The organism is Rhizobium changzhiense (assembly GCF_013087625.1).
Lineage (GTDB): Bacteria > Pseudomonadota > Alphaproteobacteria > Rhizobiales > Rhizobiaceae > Rhizobium > Rhizobium sophorae.
Map to the genome: position 1 here is coordinate 409,875 of NZ_JABFCQ010000004.1, position 26,532 is coordinate 436,406.

A 26,532-nucleotide genomic window follows, 5' to 3' on the forward strand; every position below is an offset into this window, starting at 1 on the left:
GCGCCCCTGTGGCGCCCGGTTTCCTATGCGGCACTCGCTTGTCGCGGCAGATCGGCTATAAGTTTCGGAATCGGTTGTAATGTGAGCAATGCCATGACCAGCAGACTCGAGCGTTTCATCGACCAGGGCGTCGGCCGCGTACCTGCCGATATCGTGCTGAAGGGCGGCCGTTTCTTCGATCTGGTCACCGGCGAACTCGTCCAGTCGGACATTGCGATCGGCGCCGATCGCATTGTCGGCACCTCAGGCAATTATGAGGGCGAAACCGAGATCGATATTTCGGGCAGGATCGTCGTTCCCGGCTTCATCGACACACATCTGCACATCGAATCCTCGCTCGTCACACCGCATGAATTCGATCGCTGCGTTCTGCCCTATGGCGTCACCACTGCGATCTGCGATCCGCACGAGATCGCGAATGTGCTCGGAGCCGCCGGCATCGAATTCTTTCTCGAATCAGCACTTGAGACGATCATGGACATCCGCGTCCAGCTCTCTTCCTGTGTTCCGGCGACGCATCTCGAAACCTCCGGTGCAGATCTGCCGATCGAGCGCCTCCTGCCCTTCCGCGACCATCCGAAGGTGATCGGGCTTGCCGAATTCATGAATTTCCCCGGCGTGATCTACAAGGATCCCGTCTGCATGGCCAAGCTCGACGCCTTCCAGGGCGGCCATATCGACGGTCACGCGCCGCTGCTCTCCGGCAACGACCTCAACGGTTACCTCTCAGCCGGCATCCGCACCGAGCACGAATGCACGACCGCCGGCGAAGCCTTAGAAAAGATTCGTAAGGGCATGCACATCCTCGTGCGCGAGGGTTCGGTCTCCAAGGATCTCGCGGCGCTGATACCCATTATTACCGAGCGGCTTTCACCCTTCCTCGCGCTCTGCACCGACGACCGCAATCCGCTCGATATCGCCGAACAAGGCCATCTCGATCACATGATCCGCACATCGATTGCAAGCGGCGTCGAGCCCCTGGCGATCTACCGCGCCGCCTCGATTTCGGCCGCCCGCGTTTTCGGCCTCAAAGACCGTGGCCTGGTCGCGCCGGGCTGGCGCGCCGATCTGGTGGTTCTCGACAGTCTGGAGAACTGCCGTGCCGACATGGTCTTCTCGGCCGGCCGCCGCGTCACCGATGCGCTCTTTTCCTCGCGCAGACCGGTTGCCCCAATCGGCCTCGACAGCGTCAAGGCCCGGCCCGTCAACGCCGCCCATTTCGGCGTGCCGGTCGCCGAGGGCGAGACGCCCGTCATCGGCGTCATGCCGGGCAAGATCATCACCGAGCATCGCCGCTATCGCCTGCCCGTCAGGGGCAACGAGACGACGGTCGATCTTGCCAACGACATCATCAAGGTCGCCGTCATCGAACGCCACGGAAAGAATGGCAACCATGCCAATGGCTTCGTCCAGGGCTTCGGCCTGAAGAAGGGTGCGATCGCCTCGACCGTCGGCCATGACAGCCACAATATCTGCGTCGTCGGCGTCAGCGAGGACGACATGGCACACGCCGCAAACCGCCTTGGCGAGATCAAGGGCGGCTTCGTCGTCGTCGAAGACGGCAAGGTCACCGGCGAAATCGCCCTGCCCATCGCCGGTCTTATGAGCCTCGAGCCCTATGAGGAGGTTCGCGACATCCTCCACCATCTGCGCAAGGCCGCCTTCGCGCTCGGCGCCACGCTGGAAGAACCCTTCCTCCAGCTCGCTTTCCTCCCGCTGCCGGTCATCCCGCACCTGAAGATATCCGACCGCGGCATGGTGGATGTGGACAAGTTCGCACTCATCGGGTGATGCGATTGAAACAGGGTTGGCTCCGCAGTGAATAACCTCGACGGTCGCCTTCAGACACAGCAGTCGAACATCAAACCCGCGCACAAAACCCGTCAAGCGCCGCAAGCTTCACTGACCCCGCGCCCGCTACCGCCTCGAAGCCCGGCATCTCAAGCGGTTTCTCGATCACCATGTCATCGGGCAGGCGGAATTCCGCCGGTTTGCGCGTCAGGTTGAAAACGAAGAGCAGTTTTTCTCCGTCCTTTTCGCGGGTGAAGGCGAGCAGGTCCTGGTTGGTGCCGATGAAGGTCATGTCGCCGTCGATCAGTGCCGGATGGCTGCTCCGGAATGCAAGCGTCTTGCGGTAGTGATGCAGCACCGAGCTGTCGCTCGCCTCCTGCGTATCGACGGAAAGTGCTGCCTGCTCGTAAGGCACCGGCAGCCAGCTCTTTTCCGCGGAGGTGAAGCCCGCATGCGCCTTGCCGGCTTCCCAGGGCATCGGTGTGCGGCATCCATCGCGGCCCTTGAAGGCCGGCCAGAAGCGGATGCCGTAGGGGTCGCGCAGGTCTTCGAAGGCGAGTTCCGCCTCGGGCAGGCCGAGTTCCTCGCCCTGATAGAGGCAGATCGAGCCACGTAGCGCCGCCAGCACCGAGATCGCCAGCTTGGCGATAACCGGTCGCTCTTCCTCCGTCCGCGCGAAACGGCTGACATGGCGCATGACGTCGTGGTTGGAAAAAGCCCAGCAGACCCAGCCGTCGGTCACCGCTTTCTGGAAGGCCTCGACGCAGCCGCGAATATGCTCTGCGGTGAAATCCGGTCCGAGCAGATCGAATGTGTAGCACATATGCAGCTTGTCGCCGCCGCTCGTATAGGCGCCAACCGTCTTCAGCGAGCGCGCCCCGTCGCCGACCTCGCCGACGGTCGTGCGATCCTCGTACTGATCGAGCAGCGCCCGGAAGCGCCTGAGGAAATCGACATTTTCCGGCTGCGTCTTGTCGTAGAGGTGGTTCTGCATGCCATAGGGATTGCTGTCAGGCGCATCGAGGCCGGCGTCATCCTCATCAGGCTCGTGCGGCGGATTGCTCCTGAGCTGCTTGTCGCAGAAATAATAATTGACCGTGTCCAGGCGGAAGCCGTCGACGCCGCGATCAAGCCAAAACTTCACCGTCTCCAGCACCGCATCCTGCACGGCCTTGCTGTGGAAATTGAGGTCCGGCTGCGAGGTCAGGAAATTGTGCTGGTAATATTGACGGCGCACGCCGTCCCATTCCCAGCCCGGTCCGCCGAAGATCGACAGCCAGTTGTTCGGCGCCGTGCCGTCAGGCTTCGGGTCGGCCCAGACGTACCAGTCCGCTTTCGGATTGGTCCGGCTCGATCGGCTCTCGACGAACCAGGGATGCCGGTCGGAAGTGTGCGAGATCACCTGGTCGATGACGACCTTGATGCCGAGCCTGTGCGCTTCGGCCATCATCTCATCGAAATCGGCGAGCGTGCCGAAGATCGGATCGACGTCGCAATAATCGGAAACGTCGTAGCCCATGTCGGCCATCGGCGACTTGAAGAAGGGCGAGAGCCAGATCGCGTCGACGCCGAGGCTGGCAATATGCGGCAGCCGGCGGGTGATTCCCCTGAGATCGCCGAGACCGTCGCTGTTGGTGTCCTGAAAAGAGCGCGGATAGACCTGATAGATCACCGCACCGCGCCACCAGTCCGCACTCCCGCCTGCCTGCAATGCCATCGGCTACATCTCCTGCCTCGTTTGCGCTCGCCACACTAAAGCGGACGAAACAAAAGACAACCAGGTGAAGCGGTTATGAAGGCATTGCGAAACGCCGCGACGCATCGTCGCGATCCGACAAGGGGGAGACGTATATAGGCTTGTCCACAACCCGTTTCCACCCTCCGGATTTGGGGTTGCAACGCAAAGCCTTTGCGATAATGTGCGCGCTGACCTGCACGTAAGAGGTCAAACACCGGGAACAAATGTCTAATAAAGGCGAAAAGCCTAGAAAGGTGGACCCACCATGAACCATTTCGCGAAAAAATTTCTCGCCTCTGCGATGCTTGGCACATTGCTGGCGTTTTCGGCCCATGCGGCCACGCTCAACATTCACAATGGTGGCGACCCGCAGTCGCTCGATCCGCAGAAGCTTTCCGGCGACTGGGAGAACCGTATCGCCGGTGACATTTTCGAAGGCCTCGTCACCGAGGACGCCAAGGATAATCCGATCCCCGGCCAGGCTGAAAGCTGGACGATTTCGCCTGATGGCAAGGTCTACACCTTCAAGCTTCGCGACGGCATCAAGTGGTCCGATGGCCAGCCGGTAACGGCAGGAGACTTCGTCTTCGCCTTCCAGCGCCTCGTCGACCCGAAGAATGCCGCCGATTATGCCTATCTGCAATTCACCATCAAGAATGCGGAAAAGATCAACAAGGGCGAGATCACCGATCTCAACGAACTCGGCGTCAAGGCGATCGACGACAAGACGCTGGAGATCACGCTTGAAAACTCGACTCCCTATTTCATCAATGCCCTGATGCATTACACTGCCTATCCGCTGCCGAAGCATGTCGTCGAGGCGAAGGGCCAGGATTGGGTCAAGATCGGCAACATTGTCACCAACGGCCCCTACAAGCCCGTCGAGTGGGTGCCGGGCTCGCATGTCACGACGGTCAAGAACGACCAGTGGTATGGCGCCAAGGACTTGAAGATCGATGGCGCGAAGTTCTTCGTGCTCGAAGACCAGGAAGCCGCGCTGAAACGCTACCGCGCCGGCGAATTCGACATCCTCACCGACTTCCCGACCGACCAGTATGAGTGGATGAAGAAGAACCTGCCGGGCCAGGCGCACGTCGCCCCCTTCTCCGGCCTCTACTATTACGTCGTCAACTCGCAGAAGCCGCCCTTCAGCGACAAGCGCGTCCGCCAGGCTCTCTCCATGGCGATCAACCGCGAAGTGATCGGCCCGCAAATCCTCGGCACGGGCGAACTGCCGGCCTATTCCTGGGTCCCGCCGGGCACGGCGAATTACGGCGAGCCGGCCTATGTCAGCTGGAAGGACCTGCCCTATAGCGAAAAGGTTGCCGAAGCCAAGAAGCTTCTGACCGAAGCCGGTTTCGGCCCGGACAAGCCGCTGCACGCCGTGCTCAGCTACAACACCAACGACAACCACAAGCGCATCGCCGTCGCCATCGCCTCCATGTGGAAGCCGCTCGGCGTCGATGTCGAGCTCGTCAATGCCGAAACCAAGGTGCATTACGACCAGATGCAGCGTGGCCAGGTCGAAATCGGCCGCGCCGGCTGGCTCGCCGACTATAACGACCCGGACAACTTCCTGAACCTCCTGGTGACAGGCGTGCAGATGAACTACGGCCGCTGGTCGAATCCCGAATACGACAAGCTGATCAAGGAAGGCAACGCCGAGACGGATCTCACAAAGCGTGCGGCGATCTTCAAGAAGGCCGAACAGCTGGCGCTGGATGAATCCGCCGCCCTGCCGATCTACTACTACGTCTCGAAGAATGTCGTTTCGCCGAAGATCGAAGGCTTCGTCGACAATATTCAGGACATCCACCGCACCCGCTGGCTGTCGATGAAAGAGTAAGGGAAAACGGTCCTTCCCGCGCGTTGCGGGAAGGACCGGCCCACGACCATGATCAAATACGCCCTCCGTCGCCTGCTATCGACGATCCCCGTTCTCTGGATCGCCGTCACAGCCTGCTTTTTTGTTTTGCGCCTTGCCCCCGGCGGCCCTTTCGATGGCGAAAGGCCATTGCCGCCGGTGATCCTGAAGAACCTTGCGATCCACTACAATCTCGACAAGCCGCTCATCCAGCAGTACCTGATCTATGTCGGGGACCTGCTCCGGGGCGATCTCGGCCCCTCCTTCGCCAGCGAGGATTTCACCGTCGCCCAGCAGATCATGATCGGTCTGCCCTACACCTTCACCATCGGTACGGTTGCCTTCCTGATTGCCATCATTGTCGGCGTCGCCGTCGGCTGTCTTGGGGCGCTCTATCAGAACAAGGCACCGGATTATATTCTGGGCGCGCTCATTCTGGTGGGCGTCGTGCTGCCGAACTTCCTGATTGCGCCCATCCTGCAGCTCGTCTTCGGCATCCATCTCGCTTGGTTTCCGGTCGGCGGCTGGGGCGACGGCTCGATCAAATACCTCATCCTGCCGATCGTCGTTCTGGCGCTGCCGCATGCCGGCCGTATCTCGCGCATCACCCGCGGCTCGATGATCGAGGTAATGAACCAGAACTTCATCCGCACGGCCAAGGCCAAAGGCATCGGCCCCCGCCTGACCGTCATGCGCCATGCGCTGAAGCCCGCCATGATGCCTGTCGTCTCCTATCTGGGTCCGGCTGCAAGCTACCTTCTCACCGGCTCGCTGGTTGTCGAAAGCATCTTCGGATTGCCCGGCATCGGCCGCTATTTCGTCAACGCAGCACTGAACCGCGATTACGGCATGGTTCTCGGCACGGTCATTTTCTACATGGTGCTCATCGTGTTCCTGAATCTTCTCGTCGATATCGCCTATGCGTGGCTCGATCCGAAAGTGAGAAACCGATGATCCTCAACCCCGCAAAACGCGAGCTGCTTGCCCAGGAGCTACTGGAAGCGGAAGGCCTTGCGCCCGAAAGCCGCTCGCTCACCAAGGATGCCTTGCGCCGCCTCGGGCGCAACAAGGCGGCCGTCCTGTCGATCGTCGTCCTGACGCTGCTGATCCTCGTGGCCTTCATCGGCCCCTGGTTCATTCCCTTCAACTATGAGGATCCGGATTGGGCGGCCTTCCGCATACCGCCCTCGATCGAGAGCGGCCACTATTTCGGCACCGACCCGAACGGCCGCGACCTTCTCGCCCGCGTGCTTTACGGCACCCGCGTCTCGCTGGCCGTGGCGCTGACGGCGACCGTCGTGTCCGTCTTCATCGGCGTGCTCTATGGCGCGGTATCGGGATATATCGGCGGTAGGCTGGATGCGATCATGATGCGCTTCGTCGACATCATGTATGCGCTTCCCTATATCCTCTTCGTCATCCTGCTGATGGTGATCTTCGGCCGCAACGTCTATCTGCTCTTTGCCGCCATCGGCGCGCTGGAATGGCTGACCATGGCCCGCATCGTGCGCGGCCAGACGCTGTCGATCAAGCATCGCGAATTCATCGAAGCGGCCCGCGCATCCGGGCAGCGGCCGTTCAAGATCATCATCAAGCACATCATCCCGAACCTCGTCGGACCCGTGGTTATCTTCGCAGCATTGACGGTGCCTGAAATCATCGCCACCGAAAGCTTCCTTTCCTATCTCGGCTTCGGCGTGCAGGAACCGCTGACCTCGCTCGGCACGCTGATCGCCGAGGGGACCGATGCCATGGAAAGCATGCCTTGGCTGCTGGTCTTCCCAGCAAGCTTCCTCGTGGCCCTGCTGCTCAGCCTGCTCTTCATCGGCGACGGCCTGCGCGACGCGTTCGACCCGAAGGATCGTTAAATGACGGATACCCTCCTCGAACTCAAAGACTACTCGATCACCTTCAAGACGCCTGATGGAGAGGTGAAGGCGGTCTCGAACATGAACCTGACGGTCAAGCGCGGCGAGCGCATCGCCATCGTCGGCGAATCCGGCTCCGGCAAGAGTCAGACCTTCCTCGGCATCATGGGCCTGCTCGCCAAGAACGGCAAAACGACGGGACAGGCGCTGCTCGAAGGCAAGGACGTACTGGCGCTGAAACCGCGCGAGCTCGACCAGATCCGCGGCAAAGACATGGCCATGGTCTTCCAGGACCCGATGACGGCCCTCAATCCAACGCTGAAGATCTCCCGGCAGTTGACGGAGCAGCTCGAGGTTCACGGCGGGCTGACGGCGCGCGCCGCATCCGCCGCAGCCCTCGATATGCTGAAACGCGTCGGCATCCCCGACCCGACCCGACGCTTTCACCTCTACCCGCACGAGCTCTCCGGCGGCATGCGCCAGCGCATCGTCATCGCCATGGCGCTGCTCACGAGGCCGAAGCTTTTGATCGCCGACGAGCCGACGACGGCGCTCGACGTCACCATCCAGGCGCAGATCCTCGATCTCTTCAACGATCTGACGGCGGAGATGAACACGGCGCTGATCATGATCACCCACGATCTCGGCGTCGTTGCCGGCCTCGCCGACCGCGTCGCCGTCATGTATGCCGGCCGCATCGTCGAGGAGGCGCCCGTCGATGAGCTCTTCGACAATCCAGCGCACCCTTATACCGCAGCACTGCATGCCTCGATCCCGCGCCCCGACCAGGATGTCGACGACCTCGTCGTCATTCCCGGGCGGCCGCCGAACCTGCAGCACCTGCCGAAGGGCTGCAATTTCTCGCCACGCTGTTCGCAGGTCCAGGACGATTGCATTGACCGCCCGCCACCGCTTGAAACGCTGGCGCCGCGCCATTGCGCCGCCTGTTACCACCCCTTCCCGCGTCGCGAGGAGCTGTTGAATCATGGCTGAACGATCGCTTCTCAGGGTCGAGAACCTGACGACCCAATTCGAACTGCCGGCGAAAGGCTTCTTCAAGCCGCCGATCTTCTTGACCGCTGTCAACAATGTCAGCTTCGACCTCAGCGAAGGCCGCACGCTCGGCATCGTCGGCGAATCCGGCTGCGGCAAGTCCACGCTCGGCCGCTCCATTCTGCGGCTGTTGAAATCGCAGAAGGGCCGCATCCTGTGGCAGGGCCGCAACCTGCTCGACCTGTCGGATGAGGAAATGCGCGCCGCCCGCCGCGACATGCAGATCATCTTCCAGGATCCGATCGCCTCGCTCGACCCGCGCATGACGGTCGGCGACATCATCGCCGAACCACTCACCGTCTTCGAGCCGAAACTCTCCAAAGCCGAGCGCACCGAGCGTGTCCGCGAGATCATGACCGCAGTCGGCCTGGTGCCGGAGATGATCAACCGCTATCCGCACGAATTCTCCGGCGGCCAGGCGCAACGCATCGGCATCGCCCGCGCGGTCGTCACCAAGCCGAAGCTCATCATCTGCGACGAGCCGGTTTCTGCCCTCGACGTCTCGATCCAGGGCCAGGTCATCACGCTTCTGCGCAAGCTGCGCAAGGAATTCGGCCTGACGCTGATCTTCATCAGCCACGACCTCTCCGTCGTGCGCCTGATCTCCGACGATGTGCTGGTGCTCTATCTCGGCAGGGTGGTGGAAGCCGGCGACTGCGCTACCGTCTTCGATCACCCCGCCCATCCCTATACGCAGGCGCTTTTCTCCGCCGCGCCGATCCCGGATCCGAAGCTGGCGCGCCTGCGCACCCGCATCCGTCTGCAGGGTGACCCACCTTCGCCGCTCAACCCGCCGAAGGGCTGCGTCTTCTCACCGCGCTGCTGGAAGGCGACCGACATCTGTCGGACCGAAATGCCGCCGACCGAGGAGGTCCGCCCCGGCCAGAAGGCCGCCTGTTATCACATGGACAGGCCATGAGTGGAGTGAAGGTGGGATTCCATCTTCCTTATTATCGGCGCTTGCCACCTTCATGCTCTCCGCGTATCAGCGAATGAGGACCGGCGCATAACCCCCGAAAATCGGAATCGATTTTCGGGGGGTTATGCGCCAGTTCAAAGTGATAGAGCGTCTTTTGCGCGTCCTGTTGGACGCGCGGCGCTCTGATGCAACTCCAGCAGAAGTGTGCAGCTGTTTTGCGATAACGACATGCGTAGAAACAAGGACTTAAAGCCCGAGAGCGAATCTGAAGGATCGCGACGCGCTTTAGTGCGGGGAGGAAAAGGTGAGCAGACGGTTTCTATCGATCGGTGAATGCATGGTGGAACTCTCGCAGGCAGGCGATGGTCTGCTGCGCAAAGGCTTCGCCGGCGATACCTTCAACACCGCCTGGTATGCCCGCGCCTGCCTTGCCGCGGACTGGTCGGTCGACTACTTCACCGCCCTCGGTGACGACGCCATGTCGGATGAGATGCTGGCCTTCATCGACAAGGCGGGCATCGGCACGAGCCTCATCCGTCGCATCAGGGGCAGGACGCCCGGCCTCTACATGATCAACCTGAAAAACGGCGAACGCTCCTTCAGCTACTGGCGCGACAACTCGGCCGCCCGCAGCCTGGCTGCCGATCCCGACCGCCTGCGCGAGGCGGTGGAGAGCGCTGAAGTCGTCTATTTCTCCGGCATCACCCTTGCCATCCTGCCGCATGAGGATGCCGAGACGCTGCTTGCCGAAGTCCGCCGCGCCAAGGCCGCCGGCAAGCTCGTGGTGTTCGACCCGAACATCCGTCCCCGCCTCTGGTCGAGCTACGACGTGATGCATACGACAATCAGCGAGGGCGCCCGCTCCTCGGTGCTCGTCATGCCGAGCTTCGACGACGAGGCGGCCCATTTCGGCGATGATTCCATCGAGGCAACGATCCACCGCTACCGCGCACTGGGCGCCATTCATATCGTCGTCAAGAACGGCGCCGACGGTGTCACGCTGAATTTTGCCGGCGAGCAAACCTTCGTTCCTGCCGAAAAGGTGGAGAAGGTGGTCGACACGACCAGCGCCGGCGACAGCTTCAACGGCGCTTTTCTCGCACGATATCTCGAAGCCGGTGACGCGCCTGCTGCCGCCCGTTTCGCAGCAAAGGTCGCTGCCCGCGTCGTCAGCGAACATGGTGCATTGGTCCCAAGGGAAAAGCTTGGATTGGATGGCGGCTAAAGCGGCGCGATCTTTCAGATTCGCTTAGCGAGACATGCCTTTAGGCCGCACATGCTGACGCAGTATGAACGCCATGGCATCGGTTGCCCGCTGCCAGGGGAAATCAGGACTTCGTCGGCCGATCGGAATCGCGAACTGCCTCGTCATGGTACCAGCAGCTGTCGAGCGCAGCATCGCAGACGTCTGCGGCCTCGCGCTCCATCAGCCTGGCGCGTTCGAACCGGTTGGCGTTTCGTATCGCCTTAACGGGAAACTGGTAGATCGTTGCGGATTCACGATGGAAACCGGTGGGCATGAGATCGCCTCCATTCAGTTCGGCGCATCAACATTTCAGGACCATCTACATAGCACAATGCACATAGTTTATGCAAATTGCATAAAATAAGGGCAATGTTGCAATTGTAATCGGTCGGCATGCTGTCTCGACTAACAGCTTCCGATAATTTGTTTAACACTTCATCATTTCAGCCTAACGCCGCAATTTTCATCCGGTTCCACATGGAAAAAATGCGATTTGATGGGCGATACCGCCAGTGAGCGTTAAAAACAGCACGATTTTCCAAAAGGGAAAAAATCGGCCGACACGCTGATTCGCGATTTTTCTTTCGCGTGGCGCCAAAACTGGCACGCTACGTGCTTTTAAAGCGTCATCCCTGGCGGTCGGATGCGCTTGCGCGCCGAGATCACCTCCGGATTTGCTCACCTTCGTAGCATTGAGAGAGTCACGATGACAAAATATAAGCTCGAGTATATTTGGCTCGATGGGTACACTCCGGTACCGAACCTGCGTGGCAAGACGCAGATCAAGGAATTCGACGCATTCCCGACGCTGGAACAGCTTCCGCTCTGGGGCTTTGACGGCTCGTCGACGCAGCAGGCTGAAGGCCGCAGCTCCGATTGCGTGCTGAAGCCGGTCGCTATCTATCCCGACCCGGCCCGGACCAACGGCGCTCTCGTCATGTGCGAAGTCATGATGCCGGATGGCGTCACGCCGCACGCATCGAATGCCCGCGCCACCATCCTCGACGACGAAGACGCCTGGTTCGGCTTCGAGCAGGAATATTTCTTCTACCAGAACGGCCGTCCGCTCGGCTTCCCTGAGCAGGGCTACCCCGCTCCGCAGGGCCCCTACTACACCGGCGTCGGCTATTCGAACGTCGGCGACGTTGCTCGCGAAATCGTCGAAGAGCATCTCGACCTTTGCCTCGCTGCCGGCATCAACCACGAAGGCATCAATGCCGAAGTGGCCAAGGGCCAGTGGGAATTCCAGATTTTCGGCAAGGGCTCCAAGAAGGCCGCCGACCAGATCTGGATGGCTCGCTACCTCTTGCAGCGCCTGACCGAAAAGTACGGCATCGACATCGAGTATCACTGCAAGCCGCTCGGCGACACCGACTGGAACGGCTCGGGCATGCATTGCAACTTCTCGACCAAGTACATGCGCGAAGTCGGCGGCAAAGCCTATTTCGAAGCGCTGATGGCGCAGTTCGAAAAGAACCTGATGGACCACATCAACGTCTACGGTCCTGACAACGACAAGCGCCTGACCGGCAAGCACGAGACGGCTCCGTGGAACAAGTTCTCCTACGGCGTTGCCGACCGTGGTGCCTCGATCCGCGTGCCGCACTCCTTCGTCAAGAACGACTACAAGGGCTATCTGGAAGATCGCCGCCCGAACTCGCAGGGCTGCCCCTACCAGATCGCTTCGCAGGTTCTGAAGACGATCTCGGAAGTTCCGACCGCTAGCTCGGCCTCCGCTGCAGCTTGACCTCCCAAGCGGCGCCGGTCCAAGACCGGCGCCGTGACCTTCTTCTTTCAGAAGAAAACCGCGGCCAGCCACTGACATAATCGGGGCGATCAGGCCGGCGAAAGCCCTGCAATCCTTGCAATATGGGCTGTAATATTTCCATCATGATCATGCCTCAAAATAGAGAAGCGGGAATCGCCGTTCCGGAACCCCGCTTAGGGGTTAAGCGTTGGCATATCAGTGCGACGCGGATGGAAATCGTGACATGCTGCAACGTCCGGCAAACACTTATAACGGCGAGAGCTGGACTAATGCCGCAGCCTCCGGGAACCGGCCTGAGAGGCTGGTGATCGTCACCGATGCCTGGCACCCGCAGGTCAATGGCGTCGTGCGCTCGATCGAGAACACCAACCGCGAACTTGCAAAGATGGGCGTCGAGGTTTCCATGGTGACGCCGGAGCGCTTCAACAGCATCCCCTGCCCGACCTATCCTGAGATCCGCCTGTCGATCGCCAATTACCGCCGCATCGCCCACGAGATCGAAAAGCACAATCCCTCCTACGTGCATATTGCCACCGAAGGCCCGCTGGGGCTGACCGCTCGCCGCTGGTGCCTGAAGAACCGCATGCCGTTTTCGACGAGCTACCACACACGCTTCCCGGAATACGTCTCCGCGCGCCTGCCGATACCGAGGAGCTGGCTCTATTCCTTCGTCCGCTGGTTCCACAATGGCGGCGCCGGATGCATGGTGGCGACGCCGAGTCTTGCCCGCGAACTGTCGGAAAAAGGCATCCGCAACCTAATGCCCTGGAGCCGCGGCATCGACGCCACGCAATTCCGTCCGATGGAGCTCGAGGAAAACCCGTTCGGCCTGTCGCGCCCGATCTTCATGACCGTCGGTCGCGTGGCGCTGGAAAAGAACCTGCCGGCCTTCCTCGATCTCGATCTGCCGGGTTCCAAGGTCGTCGTCGGCGACGGTCCGGCGCGCGCCGAACTCGAAAAACAATATCCCGACGTCTTCTTCGCCGGCGTGCAGTTCGGCGAGGATCTGGCGAAAACCTATGCCCAGGCCGACGTCTTCGTCTTTCCCTCGCTCACCGACACCTTCGGCAACACCATCCTCGAAGCGCTGGCATCGGGCGTGCCGGTCGCAGCCTATCCGGTCACCGGCCCGCTCGACATCATCGGCGAGGATAGTGAAGTCGGGGCGCTCGACGCCAACCTGCAGACTGCCTGCCTTGCCGCCCTCTCCGCCTCGCGCAGCAAGGCCCGCGAGCTCGCCATGCAATATTCCTGGGAAGCGGCGACGCTGCAGTTCATCAACAATATCCGCGCCGCTAACGGTGTCATCACGCCGAAATGGAAGAAGGCCTGGCAGTTTGCCAAATCGCTTCCAAGAAGCAGAAAGCCCGGCGAAACCGCCGGGCCTCTCCCGTCCGCAGACTGATTGGTTTCACTTGTGAAGTGCGCTGCGAAGCGTGTCGTTCGCAACCGCAATCGCGCTGCGCGCGGCAGGCGTTTCGGCAATGGCGTTCAGGAGCACGAAATCGTGGATCGTGCCGTTATAACGCATCGACGTGACCTTCACGCCAGCCTGGCTGAGCTTGCGGGCATAGGCCTCGCCCTCGTCACGCAGCACGTCGTTTTCGTCAACGATGACGAGCGCCGGCGGCAGGCCGTTCAACTGCTCCAGCGATGCCTGCAGTGGTGAGGCCGTCGGCTCCTTGCGCTTGGCTTCGTCGGGCAGGTAGGCATTCCAGAACCACTTCATCGCTTCCTTCGTCAGCCACGGTCCATCGGCGAACTGGTTGTAGGACCCATTGTCGAAATTGGCGTCGGTGACGGGGTAGAACAGCACCTGCTGGTCGATGGCGGGACCGCCACGTTCCTTGGCAAGCAGCGTCACCACCGCCGCCATGTTGCCGCCGACGCTATCGCCTGCGACCGCGAGCCGGGAGGCATCGACCTTGAACTCCTTGGCATGTTCGGCGACATATTTGGTCGCGGCATAAGCCTGCTCGATGGCGACGGGATAACGGGCTTCGGGCGAGCGCTCATAATCGACGAAGACGACGGCGGCATCGGCGCCGTTGGCGATTTCACGAACCAGCCGGTCATGCGTATCCGCATCGCCCAGCACCCAGCCGCCGCCATGGAAATAGAGAATGACCGGCAGCGTGCCCTTGGCATGTTCCGGGCGGACGATACGCAGCTTGATGCTGCCTGTCGGGCCAGCCTTGATGACCCTGTCCTCTTCCTTAGCAGCAAGCTTCTTCACGTCGCCCTTCTGCGCGCCGGCCAGGACATTGCGGGCATCGGCCGGCGACAGCGTGTAGATCGGCTTGCCGCCGGCAAGCCCGTCGATGAATTTCTGCGTTGTCGGTTCGAGTACCGGATCGGCAAGCGCGCCGACGGCGGAGGCTGCGAGCAGTGCTGCTGCGGAAACGGTGGTCTTGATGGTCGACATTGTCTTGTCCTCTCGGGTTCGATGTTCGTCCTGAACACCGTTTTTATATCGCGCACGATTGTATATTGGACAATTTAAATTTACGCATAGCAGCCATGCATAAAAATCGCTTACGATTATTTATTGCACGATATAAATTCCATCAGTTCTGGAGGCAACCCATGCAGGATCACCTGAAGCTCGACAATTTCATCTGCTTCGCCGTCTATACGGCAAGCCACGCACTGAATCGCGTCTACAAGCCGCTGCTCGATGAGTTGGGTCTCACCTATCCGCAATATCTAGCGATGGTTTCTCTCTGGGAGCAGGACGGCCAGACCGTCGGTGGCCTCGGTGAAAAGCTCTTCCTCGAATCGAGCACGCTGACCCCGCTGCTCAAACGCCTGGAAACCGCAGGTTATGTCAGACGCGAACGCAGCCGGGAGGACGAACGCGTCGTCGTCATCCGCTTGAGCGAAGAAGGCATTCGCCTGAAGGAAAAGGCGCGCGACATCCCGAACTGCATCGTCGGCGCCAGCGGCCGCGACGCAGTCGACCTCAACCGCCTGCAGGCAGAGATCGTGGCGTTGCGAGAAGCGCTGAACCGAAGCGTTGCTTAGCTGCTGAAATAGCTGCGGCAGTGCTCGTGATACCCCCCTCTGCCCTGCCGGACATCTCCCCCACAAGTGGGGAGATCGGCTGGGCGCGGTGGCTTCCCCAACCAAATATCCATTGCAGCTCGGCGAAACGTTGATGTGACGAGAAGATTTAGCCACTTGTGATCTCCTCACCTGTGGGGGAGATGCCCGGCAGGGCAGAGGGGGGCTGACACGGGACGCCGTAAAAAGGACCGCCCCTACGTTCGCCTCTTCTTGCCTTCGAACGGATTGTCAGGCGAGCGGAAATGGATGCGGATCGGCACGCTCGGCATGTCGAAATCGGCGCGCAACCCGTTGATCAGATAGCGCGTATAGGATTCCGGCAGCGCATCCGACCGGGTGCAAGAGATCATGAAGGCCGGCGGGCGGGCCTTGACCTGCGTCATATATTTCAGCTTGATGCGGCGGCCGGAAACGGCCGGTGGCGGATGCTGGATCTGCTGCGTCTCCAGCCAGCGGTTGAGCCGCGCCGTCGAGATGCGCTTGTTCCAGACCTTGTCGGTATCGATGATCGACTGCATGAGCTTGTCGAGCCCCCAGCCGGTCTGGCCGGAGATCGGCACGGCGCGAATGCCGCGCGCCTGCGGCAGCAGCCGGTCGGTCTTTTCGCGCAGATCCGCAAGCACCGCCTGCCGGTCTTCGATCATGTCCCACTTGTTGAAAGCGAGCACGGCGGCACGGCCTTCGCGAAGCACGAGGTCGACGATCTGCAGATCCTGCTTTTCGAAAGGGATCGTTGCATCGAAGACGATGACGACGGTTTCGGCGAAGCGGATGGCGCGTAGCGCATCGGCTACCGAAAGCTTCTCCAGCTTCTCGATCACCCGCGCCTTGCGGCGCATGCCTGCCGTATCGAACATCTTGATGGTGCGGCCGCGCCAGTCCCATTCGACCGAGATGGAGTCGCGGGTGATGCCGGCCTCCGGCCCGGTCAAAAGCCGGTCCTCGCCGAGGAAGCGATTGATCAGTGTAGACTTGCCGGCATTCGGCCGGCCGACGATCGCCACTCTGAGCGGCTTCGTCTCGTCATAGGTCGGCTCTTCGTCCTCGTCGCTGCCCTCGCCGTCAGTCTGCGGAATGTCTACATCTGTGACGGCGACATCCTCCTTGGCGGGATAGGCCCGATCCTCGCCGATCGCCGCGACGATCGCGTCACGCAGGTCGAGCATGCCCTGCCCGTGTTCGGCCGAAATCGGTGTCGGTTCGCCGAGCCCGAGCGTGTAGGCGTCATAGAAGCCGCTGTCGGAACCGCGCGCTTCGGATTTGTTGGCGACGAGCACCACCGGCTTGCCGCGCCGGCGCAGCATTTCGGCAAGGTCGGTATCGACGGGCGTCAATCCGCTCTTGGCATCGACGACGAAAAGCGAAAGATCGGCCTCATCGATCGCCGCTTCCGTCTGCGCCCGCATCCGGCCCTGCAGGCTTTCCGCGTCGGCCTCTTCCAGACCAGCCGTGTCGATGATCGTGAAAGTCAGGCCCATCAGCCGCGCATCGCCCGGCCGGCGGTCGCGGGTAACACCCGGCGTGTCATCGACAAGCGCCAGCTTCTTGCCTACCAGCCGGTTGAAAAGTGTCGACTTGCCGACATTCGGACGACCGACGATCGCGACCGTGAAACTCATATCTTGTCCTTAACGCGATCAGCCCTGAGCGGCGGGCGCCTTGCCGGATGCGGTAATCAGATCAAGCATCATATGGGCGCGATTGGCAACATTGCGCGGGCTGTCGGTATCGTCGACGATCGACTGGAACCACTGCCGCGCCTGCGCCATGTTGCCGGCTTTGTAAGCGGCAAGGCCGAGTGCCTCGCGCGCCGAATGACGGAAGGCGTTGCCCGGAACGGCCATTTCCTCGATCGCCGCCGAAACCTGTTCGTAAGCGCCGTTCTCGATGAGCAACCAGCCGGCACGCATCTTGGCGGCATCGCGCACGGCGGCCGGAACGGCATTGTCCTTGCCGATCTCGTTGAAGGCGGCGATTGCCGCGGCGGTATCGCCCTTCTGCACCTGAACGGTCGCAGCCCGCATGCGCGCCAGCACGGGATAGGCGCCGTGGCCTTCCTTCTCGAGCTTGTCGAGCGCGGCCAGCGCCTCGTCGTTCTTGTTCTCGTCGGCTAGCTTCATCGCCGCCAGGAACTGGTCGCCGGTGCCGGAGGAGCGGTTGTCGTCCCAATAGTCGTAGAGAACCTTGCCGGCGGTGCCGACGACGATCAGGATGGCGACGACGACGATATAGCGGCCGAACCGGCGCCAGACGCCCTTCATCTGGTCAGACCGCAATTCCTCATTGACTTCACGGATGAAGCTGTCGTCGTTGAATGCCATTCTCGTCTCCGGCCGCGGAAATACCCATGCACTGCGTAAAACGCATATTGTCGGGCCTTCTACTCCATTTTGCCGCCGTTGTAAGGGGGATGTGAAAGATTAGAGCGCCGCGCGTCCAATAGGACGCGCCAAGGACGCTCTAACACTTTGAATCCGCGCATAATCCTTTCCAAAAATCGGAATCGATTTTTGGGGTTATGCGCAGGTCACATGGCGAGCGGCGAAACGCCGATCAACCATTCGTGCAGCTTCCAGATGATCAGCGCCCAGACGACGATACCGATGACGATCGCATAGAGGTCGTATTTGGCCGAGACGAACGGCCGGAGCGTGATTTCGCCTGCCCGCTGCCGCCGTTTCAAGGAAATGCGCAGAATGACGCCCCAGGCGAGAAAGGCGGCAAACAGCAGAACCGACGACGTCTCGCCATTGGAGAGCAGGTGCGCCAGTGCCCAGATCTTCACCGACAGCACCATCGGATGTTTGGTCTTGGTCGCGATATGCCCCGCCGGCAGCAGCGAGGCGACGAGACAGATCATCGCGACCAGCATCAGCGTGATTGCTATATGCGCCATCCAGACCGGCGGATTGTAAAGCATGCCGGTCACCTGCCGCGCCTGCCCGAAGCCGTAGATCAACAGGATCAGCGTGGCGATGCTGGCAATGGAATAGGCCGCCCGCCAGCCCTTCTCGCCGAGGCTTGCGATCATCGAACGGCGAAAGTCCGGCACCAGCACCCGCACCAGATGCACCCCGAGGAAAAGTATGATGCCGACGATAAGCAATGTCATTGCGAAACCTTTCCGTGCCGTTTGTCATGGCTTAGCTGGTGGCGCGAAAAAATGCCAGCGCGACCGCAGCTTCGCCGCAATTCTATCGGAGGGAAACCGCGAACAAATTGTCGCGGTGCCCATGTCTCGTTCCCTCCTCTCCGCCTGCCTTTCTGTTTCGCTCCTCGTTCCGGCAATAGCAGAGGCGACCGACCGGCCGAAACAGCTCGTCATCATTTCCTTCGACGGCGCCCACGACAACGCGCTGTGGCTGAAGAGCCGCGAAATGGCGGCGAAGAACGGCGCCCACTTCACCTATTTCCTCTCCTGCACTTTCCTGATGAACGAGGCGGCAAAGAAGGCCTATCAGGCGCCACACCAGAAACGTGGAAAATCCAATGTCGGTTTCGCCCAGAGCGACGACGAGATCCGCGAGCGCCTCGGCAATATCTGGCATGCCCATCTCGAAGGACATGACATATCGAGCCATGCCTGTGGCCATTTCGACGGCCGCCTCTGGAGCGAGGCCGACTGGTCGGCCGAATACGCCACCTTCCACGCGACGCTTGAGAATGCCTGGAAGAGCCTCGGCCTGCAGGAGCCGGCGGGCTGGCAGGATCTGGTCGATCACGGCATCAAGGGCTTTCGCGCCCCCTATCTCTCGGCAACTGCGGGCGCCGACATGATCGCCGCCGAAAAGAAGGCGGGCTTCACCTATGACGCGAGCCTCGTCACCAAAGGCCCGGCCATGCCTGTCGAGGAAGACGGCATCATCCGCTTCGGCCTGCCGCTGATCCCGGAAGGCCCGAACGACAAGCCGATCATCGGCATGGATTACAATCTCTTCGTCCGCCATTCCAAGGGTGAGGAGGATACGGCCGATTCCGCGGAATTCGAGGACCGCGCCTATACAGCCTTCAAGGAGGCTTTCGACAAGCAATATGCCGGCGCCCGCATACCACTACAGCTCGGCTTCCACTTTGTCGAAATGAACGGCGGCGCCTACTGGCGTGCGCTCGACAGGCTGGTCAGCGACGTCTGCCACCGAAAGGATGTGGCCTGCGTCAGCTATTCGGAAGCGATCCCGATGATCGAGGCGCGAGGGAAATTGCAGACGTCAGGCCTTTGATGGCGTCTAAGGAAATGCTGTAGAGACGGCCCCTCATCTGCCTGCCGGCATCTTCTCCCCGCTGGGGAGAAGAGATTCGCTGCAATCGCTCGCTGAATACCCCGCGCATCAACCGTCGGCGTGCACGACGCCCGTCTCACGTTCCAGGTAGCGCTGGTCAATATCCGGCAGCGGTTCGTCATCGATTGCCGCCTCGAAGGCCTTGAGGCGTTTGTGGATCGAGAGCAACTCGATGATCGTCGTCCAGGAGTTGACGAGATACTGGAACGAGTTGCTGACCTGGCCGAAGGCGGTCGAGATCTGCTGGAAGATACCGTAGGTGATCGTGCCCGCCACGATCGTCGGCACCAGCATGAAGACCACGAAGAGCGCGTCGGCCTGGATATAGAAATAGCGGGCGACGTTGAAATACATGTAGTGAAAATACATGCGGTAATAATTGCGGCGGACGTTGTCGAAGAGCTCCCTGACTGTCAGCGGCTCGGCTCGGTCCGCATGGTCCTCGCCATAGACGAGCTCTTTGCGATAGGCCGCCTCGACTCGCTGGTTGCGGAAATTCAGCCCCGGCAGCTTGACGCCGGCGACCGCCAGCAGAAGCGTGCCGAACGCCGACCAGAACAGCGCCAGCCAGAAGAGCGAATTCGCCACCGGCCCGATGAACGGCAGTTCCGTCACGTAATGCGACAGCGCCAGAAGGATCGGAAGGAATACCACGAGCGTCATCACCGAGTTGATGAGGCTGATACCAAGACCTTCGAGCGTGCTCGAAAAGCGCATCGTATCTTCCTGAACGCGCTGCGAGGCACCTTCGATGTGACGCAGCTTTTCCCACTTCGACATGTAGAAATTGTTCATCGCCGTGCGCCAGCGGAAGATGTAGTGGCTGGTGAAGAAGTCGGTCATGATCGACACGAACATGCTGAGGAATGCGATCTGGCAGAAGATCCACATCAGGTCGTAGAAATTGTCGACGGTAATACCAGGTTTCTTCGCCATCGCATTCACTAGAAGATCGCCGAACGGCCGGCGCCAATTGTTGATCACAACACTGATCTGGACGCCGAAATAGGTCACGAAGATAATCAGGGCCGAACCCCAGATCGACCACCGCTTCCAGGGGTGGTTCCGCGCTATCAGATGCCACGCGGCGCAGAAGATCGCCGCCGACAGCAGGAAATAGCTGTAGAACCAGAGATTTTCGGGCAGCAGGAAGAACGAGAGATCAATCGGCTGCTGTTCTTCGGGAACCGACGCGTAGCCGAGAGATGCGCCGAGACTGGCAGCGAAGAGATACCAGCCTGCAATGGAAATCAGCGTCCAGACAACGAGCGAAGTGAAGAACGCCTTTGGCTGCGGAAAGAAGGAATGAAACACGGGGGGCTTTGCTTTCCTGAACTGTGAGTCTCGGGAGTGTCGTCAACACTGATTGTGCCGGAAACTAAGGCAGTTCGAAGGAAGGAGCAACGGGTTCAGCCCATTGTTACGGAGTTGTAACCGGTTAGGCGATTTTCTTGATCACCGGCATCACCAGCGCCGCGCAGGCGACGAGTGCCACGGCGGCGATCACCGTGGGCACGGTGAAGTTGCCGCTGCGCTCGGCGATCCAGCCGGCAACGACAGGCCCGACGATCTGGCCGACACCGAAGGCGGCCGTCATCATCGCCAGGATCCGCCGCGGGCTCTCAGGCGAAAGCTTGCGGCCGATCTGCAGCCCGTAGGCGGTGATTGCCAGGAAGGTCGCCCCGAACAGCCCGCCGCCGATCAGCGGTGCGACGGAAGGCGGCAGCGCCACCGTCGCAAGCACGCCGGCGGCCTCGACCAGAAGGGCTGCGACATAGACCCCGCCAAGCCCGAGCGGCCTGACCAGCGGCTTCCAGGCAAACAGCGCCACCGCCGCCGTCAGGCCGGCGATGAACCAGCAGAGGAATTCGACGAAGGGTCCCGTTGCAGAAAGACGTGCGATGGTGACGAGGAAGGTCGCGGTGATGACGTAGCCGAAGCCGAACAGGCCGTAGGACAGCGTCAGCAGCACCATCGGCCGGTTCCAGATGAGCGCCGGTTCCTTGCCCGCCTGCGCCGATTGCGCCGGAGCCGACGGCAGCAACAAGAAAACGACGACGAGGCTTGCCGCGCAATAAAGCGCCCCGCCGATCCAGTCGGCGCGCCAGCCGCCCGGCCCGTCGTGAAAGCCGAGGCCGATCAGAAACACCATGACCGAGGACAGCGCGATGCCAGCACCCGGCCCGCCGAAATGCGCCGCCTGCACATGATCGTTGCCGGCAGCAGCCCCGTGGCTGAGCACGATCGACGAGGTGAAGACCATCGCAAAGGCGCTGGCGAGGCCGGCCAAGAAACGAATGATGGCAAAGACGGCGACGGAATCGGTAGCGGCCATGGCGGCAAGCAGGATGGCGGTTGCCAGCAGCGACAGCAGCGCCACCAGCCGCTCCCGCCCCGCCGCCCAGCCATAGGCGGCAAGCACGGCGCCGACGAGATAACCGACGAAATTCGCCGATGCGATAAAGCCTGCATCCGCTGCCGAAAGCGGCACGCCACTGATCATACCGGGCAGGATCGGCGTGTAGGAGAAGCGCCCGAAGCCCATGGCAGCGGCCATGGCAACGGCGCCGGCAGCGGCGGTGGAGACAAGATTCGGCGGGGAGTGACCGGTACGCACGAGCATGCAGCGCTTATCGCGCCGCAGCACCGGCATCACAATCAAGTAATTCTGATCGATCGATCAATTTCCCGAAACATCAAAAATTCTCCGCTGCACTTGAAAGGGATTATCTTACGATATATGTTTTACGACATAGTCAACGATACATCTAACGATGAAAGGAAAAGCATGAGAGGCTTTAAAGGCGGCATGTTCGGCGACGCTTTCCGCATGGGCCGCAAATTCGCGGCAGGCGATCTGCAGCTGGTCATCCTGGCGCTGCTCGCCGAGCAGCCGCGCCACGGCTACGAATTGATAAAGTTGCTGGAGGAGCGTTCCGGCGGCTTCTACGTCCCGAGCCCCGGCGTCATCTACCCCGCGCTCACCTATCTCGAAGAAACCGGCCTTGCCGAGGTCGAGGCCGAGGGCGCCAAGAAGCTCTATCGCATCACCGAGGCCGGCCGCCGCCGCGTCGAGGAAAACCGCGACATGATCCTGCACACGCTCGCCAAGCTCGAGCGCATCGGTGAGAAGATGACCTATGTGAAGCGTGTCTTCGAAACCGACCGTCACGGCGCCGACGATGGCGATGACGGCGACTTCATGCAGGACGGCGGCGATATCCGCGCCGCCCGCATGCTGCTGCGCTCGGCGCTGCGGATGCGCTATCCCTGGTCGAAACCCGAAGCCGCCCGCATCGCCGGCATCCTCGAACGCGCCGCCACCGAAATCCTGCAAGGCGGCAGGCCGGGAACGCGGGGTTAAAGAGGAAGGCTGGCCACCAAAGCTCGGTGAGTTGACGAGTGCGCTAACCTCTCCTCCCTCATTCCCTTCCTCGGGCTTTGCCCGAGGGATGTCACAGGAATCCAGTGCGCCCAAGTCCTTGGGCGCGGGAGACTCTCTTCACTCCCATATGAGTCATTCACCGCGCAGACGCGCGTTGGCTGGATTCCTGTGACGAGCACAGGAATGAGGGAGGAGAAGTGGGCGCGCGCCACAAAGCGTCGTGGAGATGTCAACCTCGAAAGGCCCCTAATGCCTTACCCCCGCTCATCCGGCAAGGTTAGAACCACTGGCCCGTTGCGCGTCGCGACCACCGTGTGTTCGTATTGCACGGTCGGCGCCTTCGGATCGGCATAGAGCGTCCAGGCATCGTCGCCGCCTTCGGCCCATGTCGCGCCGAGCGAGAGAAATGGCTCGACGGTGAAGACGAGACCTTCCGTCATCATCCGTTTTTCCGAAGGGTCCGGCCAGGTCGAGAGCTCGGCCGGCTCCTCATGCAGCGAGCGACCGACGCCGTGGCTCGCCAGATTGGCGACCAGCGTATAGCGGTTCTTCTGCGCGAAGGCGCCGACGGCTGTGCCGATCTTTGCCAGCGGCTCGCCTGATTTGACCTGGTTGAGCCCGATCCACAGCGCCCGCTTGCCGTCGCGGCAGAGCCGCTCGATCTTCGGCTTGACCGGCGGCATCGTGAAGGAGGCGCCGGTATCGGCGAAGAAGCCGTCCTTTTCCGCCGAGACGTCGATATTGATGAGATCGCCGGCGCGGATGACGCGCGGGCCGGGAATGCCGTGGGCGATTTCCTCGTTGATACTGATGCAGGTGGCACCGGGAAACTGGTAGCAGAACTCCGGCGCCGAACGCGCGCCCGAATCCTCGAGCACTTTGCGGCCGATTTGGTCGAGCTCCAGCGTCGTCATGCCGGGCTCCATCGCCGCCGCCATCACCTGGATGGCGTTGGCGCAGATGCGGCCGATCTCCTTGAGCTTGGTCAGTTCATCGTCGTTTGCGATAACCATTCGTCTGTTCCGGCCTTGCGCAGGGCGGCAGCGGCCGCCTTAGAGCGCCACGCCTCCAACAGGAAGCCCTAAGGACGCTCTGTCCCTTCGAATCAGCGCATACTCCCATCCGAAAATCGATTCCGATTTTCGGCGTCATGCGCTCGTCAAGCCGTGGCTTTCGCCTCTTCGCTGCTATCAGTCAACGCCTTTCTGACGATCGGTGCGACTTTCGTGCCGTAAAGCTCGATGCCGCGCATGATCTCGGCATGCGGCATCAGGCCGATGGCCATCTGCAGCAGGAAGCGGTCGTTCTTGAAGAGCGCATGATGGGTGATGATCTTTTCGGCGACCACCTCGGGATCACCGACGAAGAGCGCGCCGTTCGGCCCGCGCGACATGTCGAACTGCGCCCGGTTCGTCGGTCCCCAGCCGCGCTCGCGGCCGATGCGGTTCATCACCTCGGCCTGCGGCCCGTAGAACTGGTCGGCCGCCGCCGCCGTCGTGTCGGCGATGAAACCGTGGACATTGATGCTGGTCTTCAGCTTCGACTGATCCTGCCCTGCCCGGCGCGCGGCTTCGCGGTAGAGATCGAAGAGCGGCGCAAAACGGCGCGGCTCGCCGCCGATGATCGCCAGCGCCACGGGCAGGCCGAGGGCGCCGGCGCGCGCCACCGACTGCGGCGTACCGCCGACCGCGACCCAGAGCGGCAACGGATCCTGCAGCGGCCTGGGGTAGACGCCGCGCCCGTTGATCGGCGCGCGAAGCTCACCCTTCCACTCCACGACCTCGCTGTCGCGCAGCGCCAGCAGCAGATCGAGCTTCTCCTCGAAAAGCTGGTCGTAGTCTTCGAGATTGTAGCCGAACAGCGGGAAAGACTCGATGAAGGAGCCACGCCCCGCCATGATTTCGGCGCGGCCGTTGGAGATCAGATCGAGCGTCGAAAACTGCTGGAAGACACGCACCGGATCGTCGGAGGAGAGCACGGTGACCGCACTGGTCAGCCGGATGTTCTTCGTTTTGACCGCGGCCGCAGCCAATACGACTGCAGGAGCGGATGCCGCATAGTCCGGTCGATGATGCTCGCCGAGGCCGAAGACGTCGAGCCCTACCTGATCGGCAAGCTCGATTTCCTCGATAAGATGCTTCAGCCGCTCGGCCCCTTCCGCGCCCTTGCTACGGGAGGGGGTGGGATTGACGTCGGCGAATGTGTAAAGCCCCAGTTCCATCATCAGCATCCTGTTGAATTCTCGGTTGAGATAAGGATGCCGGGGATGCAGCGCAAATACAAATTCTGGAACGGAATGTTCGAGAATCTCGATAGGCGGCGTTGTGTTTCTGACGGTTGATGGACTTCATCGCGAGACGGCAAAGAGTCTTTGCGCCGTGGACACGGCGCTGCTGGATTCCTGTGACAAGCACAGGAATGAGGGAGCAAGAGGTATGCACTCCGCCACTAATATCTGTTATCATTCAAAGCATTATCGTCATATTGGGTAGGCGATTGTTGTTGAATTCCACAAACACCAAGAACTCCCTCATTCCTGTGCTTGTCACAGGAATCCAGCAGTCGCGCGTCCGCGCGACGAGAGACTCATCTTCTCACAAACCCAAAAGATGAAACGAGATATCCTCCCATTCGGGATTCTCCCTCTCGATGAGATTGAGCTTCCACTGCCGCGGCCATTTCTTGATCGTTTTCTCCCGCGTGATCGCGGTGGTCAGGAGGTCGTACTCCTCGAACCAGACTAAAATCTTGACGCCATATCTCGACGTAAAGCCCGGCGTCAGTTCATTCTGGTGTTCGTACAAACGCCCTGCCAGATCGCGCGTCACGCCAACATAGAGCGTGCCGTTGCGCTTCGATGCGAGAATATAGACATAGCCCTTCATGGCGGAAGATTGGCACACGTCGTGCCAAAAGGCATCTGGAGACCACCGATCACCAATTTCGATTCCGGATCAAGCACTTCAAGGGGTGAGCGGAATCATCTCTCGAATGACTTCACACGGCAGATGACGAAAAGGGCCGCGCAGGGCCGTCCCTTACCGCTCACATCTTCGCCAGCAGCTCCGCCAGTTGGTCCGCAGCCTTGCCCCATCCTTCGTGGAAACCCATCTTCTCGTGCGCTTCCTTGTCCTCGGCGCGCCAGTGCAGCGCCGTGGCCGTATATTTCGTGCGACCGTTGCCGAGATCTTCGAGCAGGATGACGCCCGTGAAGAAAGGTTTTTCGGCCGGCACCCAGGCGCTGGTATAGGCATCGGTGAAGATGATCTTCTCGTTCTCGATGATTTCGAGATAGACGCCGTGGTTCGGATAGAGATTGCCCTCAGGATCCTGCATGACGACGACGCTGGAGCCGCCGGGGCGGACATCAAGCGTTGCTTCCGCCACACCCCAGGGACGCGGCACGAACCACTGCTTCAGCAAGTCGGGATCGGTCCATGCCTTGTAGATCTTCTCTCGCGGGGCCTCGAATTCACGAACGAGAACGAGTTCATGCTGCGTGGCGGCGGTCATTTCAACATCTCTCCGTTTGAATGAAACCAGTTTCGTATTAG

General features: G+C 61.0%; 24 protein-coding genes. 12 read left to right on the forward strand and 12 right to left on the reverse strand.

Going from position 1 to position 26,532, the window contains the following annotated elements; genetic code table 11:
* Window positions 1-93 precede the first annotated feature (93 nt).
* A complete protein-coding gene (ade, locus tag G9X68_RS22180) occupies window positions 94-1,791 on the forward strand; it encodes an adenine deaminase (protein ID WP_171604246.1) in 1,698 nt (565 codons plus the stop codon).
* A gap of 70 nt (window positions 1,792-1,861) precedes the next feature.
* Here ade and bglA read toward each other — a convergent pair whose 3' ends face one another.
* On the reverse strand, window positions 1,862-3,508 hold the full coding sequence (bglA, locus tag G9X68_RS22185; protein ID WP_171604247.1) for a beta-galactosidase BglA: 1,647 nt from the start codon (window positions 3,506-3,508) through the stop codon (window positions 1,862-1,864).
* A gap of 286 nt (window positions 3,509-3,794) precedes the next feature.
* On the opposite strand from bglA, the gene G9X68_RS22190 reads away from it, so the two are divergent.
* From G9X68_RS22190 to G9X68_RS22215, 6 genes are all read left to right on the forward strand, one after another.
* Complete coding sequence (locus G9X68_RS22190) at window positions 3,795-5,375, forward strand: peptide ABC transporter substrate-binding protein (RefSeq protein WP_168310585.1); 1,581 nt, start codon at window positions 3,795-3,797, stop codon at window positions 5,373-5,375.
* Between the two features lie 48 nt (window positions 5,376-5,423).
* Window positions 5,424-6,347 (forward strand): ABC transporter permease subunit, encoded by a 924-nt coding sequence (locus G9X68_RS22195; RefSeq protein WP_168310584.1) that lies wholly within the window; start codon window positions 5,424-5,426, stop codon window positions 6,345-6,347.
* Window positions 6,344-7,261 carry an ABC transporter permease gene (locus tag G9X68_RS22200; RefSeq protein ID WP_168314165.1) on the forward strand — a complete coding sequence of 306 codons (918 nt, stop codon included), beginning with the start codon at window positions 6,344-6,346 and terminating at the stop codon, window positions 7,259-7,261. Before G9X68_RS22195 ends, G9X68_RS22200 begins: the two co-directional genes overlap by 4 nt.
* Complete coding sequence (locus G9X68_RS22205; RefSeq protein ID WP_168314166.1) at window positions 7,262-8,254, forward strand: ABC transporter ATP-binding protein; 993 nt, start codon at window positions 7,262-7,264, stop codon at window positions 8,252-8,254.
* Complete coding sequence (locus G9X68_RS22210) at window positions 8,247-9,233, forward strand: ABC transporter ATP-binding protein (protein ID WP_168310581.1); 987 nt, start codon at window positions 8,247-8,249, stop codon at window positions 9,231-9,233. The genes G9X68_RS22205 and G9X68_RS22210 overlap by 8 nt, the downstream gene beginning before the upstream one ends.
* 304 nt (window positions 9,234-9,537) lie before the next feature.
* On the forward strand, window positions 9,538-10,458 hold the full coding sequence (locus G9X68_RS22215) for a sugar kinase (protein WP_168310580.1): 921 nt from the start codon (window positions 9,538-9,540) through the stop codon (window positions 10,456-10,458).
* 103 nt (window positions 10,459-10,561) lie between these two features.
* Here the strand turns inward: G9X68_RS22215 and gstI are convergent, their stop codons facing one another.
* The gene (gstI, locus tag G9X68_RS22220; RefSeq protein WP_131619636.1) at window positions 10,562-10,753 is read right to left on the reverse strand and encodes a glutamine synthetase translation inhibitor GstI; all 192 of its coding nucleotides are present in this window, start codon (window positions 10,751-10,753) and stop codon (window positions 10,562-10,564) included.
* A 432-nt stretch (window positions 10,754-11,185) separates the two neighbouring features.
* On the opposite strand from gstI, the gene G9X68_RS22225 reads away from it, so the two are divergent.
* Together G9X68_RS22225 and G9X68_RS22230 are read left to right on the forward strand one after the other, a co-directional pair.
* Window positions 11,186-12,226, forward strand: a complete 1,041-nt coding sequence (locus G9X68_RS22225) for a glutamine synthetase beta-grasp domain-containing protein (RefSeq protein ID WP_047611346.1) — start codon at window positions 11,186-11,188, stop codon at window positions 12,224-12,226.
* Between the two features lie 244 nt (window positions 12,227-12,470).
* Window positions 12,471-13,652, forward strand: coding sequence for a glycosyltransferase family 4 protein (locus G9X68_RS22230; protein WP_171604248.1), 1,182 nt, complete (start codon window positions 12,471-12,473; stop codon window positions 13,650-13,652).
* A 6-nt stretch (window positions 13,653-13,658) separates the two neighbouring features.
* Here the strand turns inward: G9X68_RS22230 and G9X68_RS22235 are convergent, their stop codons facing one another.
* On the reverse strand, window positions 13,659-14,672 hold the full coding sequence (locus G9X68_RS22235) for an alpha/beta hydrolase (protein WP_171604249.1): 1,014 nt from the start codon (window positions 14,670-14,672) through the stop codon (window positions 13,659-13,661).
* Window positions 14,673-14,833: 161 nt separating this feature from the next.
* Here G9X68_RS22235 and G9X68_RS22240 point away from each other — a divergent pair, with 161 nt between their 5' ends.
* A complete protein-coding gene (locus G9X68_RS22240) occupies window positions 14,834-15,271 on the forward strand; it encodes a MarR family winged helix-turn-helix transcriptional regulator (RefSeq protein WP_171604250.1) in 438 nt (145 codons plus the stop codon).
* Between the two features lie 236 nt (window positions 15,272-15,507).
* Here G9X68_RS22240 and der read toward each other — a convergent pair whose 3' ends face one another.
* From der to G9X68_RS22255, 3 genes are all read right to left on the reverse strand, one after another.
* Entirely contained in the window at window positions 15,508-16,932 is a 1,425-nt protein-coding gene (gene der, locus G9X68_RS22245; RefSeq protein WP_171604251.1) for a ribosome biogenesis GTPase Der, read from the reverse strand.
* Window positions 16,933-16,950: 18 nt separating this feature from the next.
* Window positions 16,951-17,634, reverse strand: a complete 684-nt coding sequence (locus tag G9X68_RS22250; RefSeq protein WP_171604252.1) for a tetratricopeptide repeat protein — start codon at window positions 17,632-17,634, stop codon at window positions 16,951-16,953.
* 206 nt (window positions 17,635-17,840) lie between these two features.
* Window positions 17,841-18,425, reverse strand: a complete 585-nt coding sequence (locus G9X68_RS22255) for an NnrU family protein (RefSeq protein ID WP_171604253.1) — start codon at window positions 18,423-18,425, stop codon at window positions 17,841-17,843.
* A gap of 121 nt (window positions 18,426-18,546) precedes the next feature.
* On the opposite strand from G9X68_RS22255, the gene G9X68_RS22260 reads away from it, so the two are divergent.
* On the forward strand, window positions 18,547-19,533 hold the full coding sequence (locus G9X68_RS22260) for a polysaccharide deacetylase family protein (RefSeq protein ID WP_171604254.1): 987 nt from the start codon (window positions 18,547-18,549) through the stop codon (window positions 19,531-19,533).
* A gap of 108 nt (window positions 19,534-19,641) precedes the next feature.
* On the opposite strand, the gene sbmA is transcribed toward G9X68_RS22260, so the two are convergent.
* Both sbmA and G9X68_RS22270 read right to left on the reverse strand, forming a co-directional pair.
* Window positions 19,642-20,907 (reverse strand): peptide antibiotic transporter SbmA, encoded by a 1,266-nt coding sequence (gene sbmA, locus G9X68_RS22265; RefSeq protein ID WP_171604255.1) that lies wholly within the window; start codon window positions 20,905-20,907, stop codon window positions 19,642-19,644.
* Window positions 20,908-21,031: 124 nt separating this feature from the next.
* Complete coding sequence (locus G9X68_RS22270; protein WP_171604256.1) at window positions 21,032-22,216, reverse strand: YbfB/YjiJ family MFS transporter; 1,185 nt, start codon at window positions 22,214-22,216, stop codon at window positions 21,032-21,034.
* Between the two features lie 165 nt (window positions 22,217-22,381).
* Between G9X68_RS22270 and G9X68_RS22275 the strand changes: the two genes are divergently transcribed.
* Window positions 22,382-22,957 (forward strand): PadR family transcriptional regulator, encoded by a 576-nt coding sequence (locus tag G9X68_RS22275; protein ID WP_171604257.1) that lies wholly within the window; start codon window positions 22,382-22,384, stop codon window positions 22,955-22,957.
* 275 nt (window positions 22,958-23,232) lie between these two features.
* Here the strand turns inward: G9X68_RS22275 and map are convergent, their stop codons facing one another.
* From map to G9X68_RS22295, 4 genes are all read right to left on the reverse strand, one after another.
* Entirely contained in the window at window positions 23,233-23,991 is a 759-nt protein-coding gene (gene map, locus G9X68_RS22280; RefSeq protein ID WP_138386876.1) for a type I methionyl aminopeptidase, read from the reverse strand.
* 146 nt (window positions 23,992-24,137) lie between these two features.
* Window positions 24,138-25,199 (reverse strand): LLM class flavin-dependent oxidoreductase, encoded by a 1,062-nt coding sequence (locus G9X68_RS22285; RefSeq protein ID WP_171604258.1) that lies wholly within the window; start codon window positions 25,197-25,199, stop codon window positions 24,138-24,140.
* 373 nt (window positions 25,200-25,572) lie between these two features.
* A complete protein-coding gene (locus tag G9X68_RS22290; RefSeq protein ID WP_017989127.1) occupies window positions 25,573-25,863 on the reverse strand; it encodes a GIY-YIG nuclease family protein in 291 nt (96 codons plus the stop codon).
* A 160-nt stretch (window positions 25,864-26,023) separates the two neighbouring features.
* A complete protein-coding gene (locus tag G9X68_RS22295; RefSeq protein WP_171604259.1) occupies window positions 26,024-26,491 on the reverse strand; it encodes an SRPBCC family protein in 468 nt (155 codons plus the stop codon).
* Window positions 26,492-26,532: the final 41 nt, after the last annotated feature.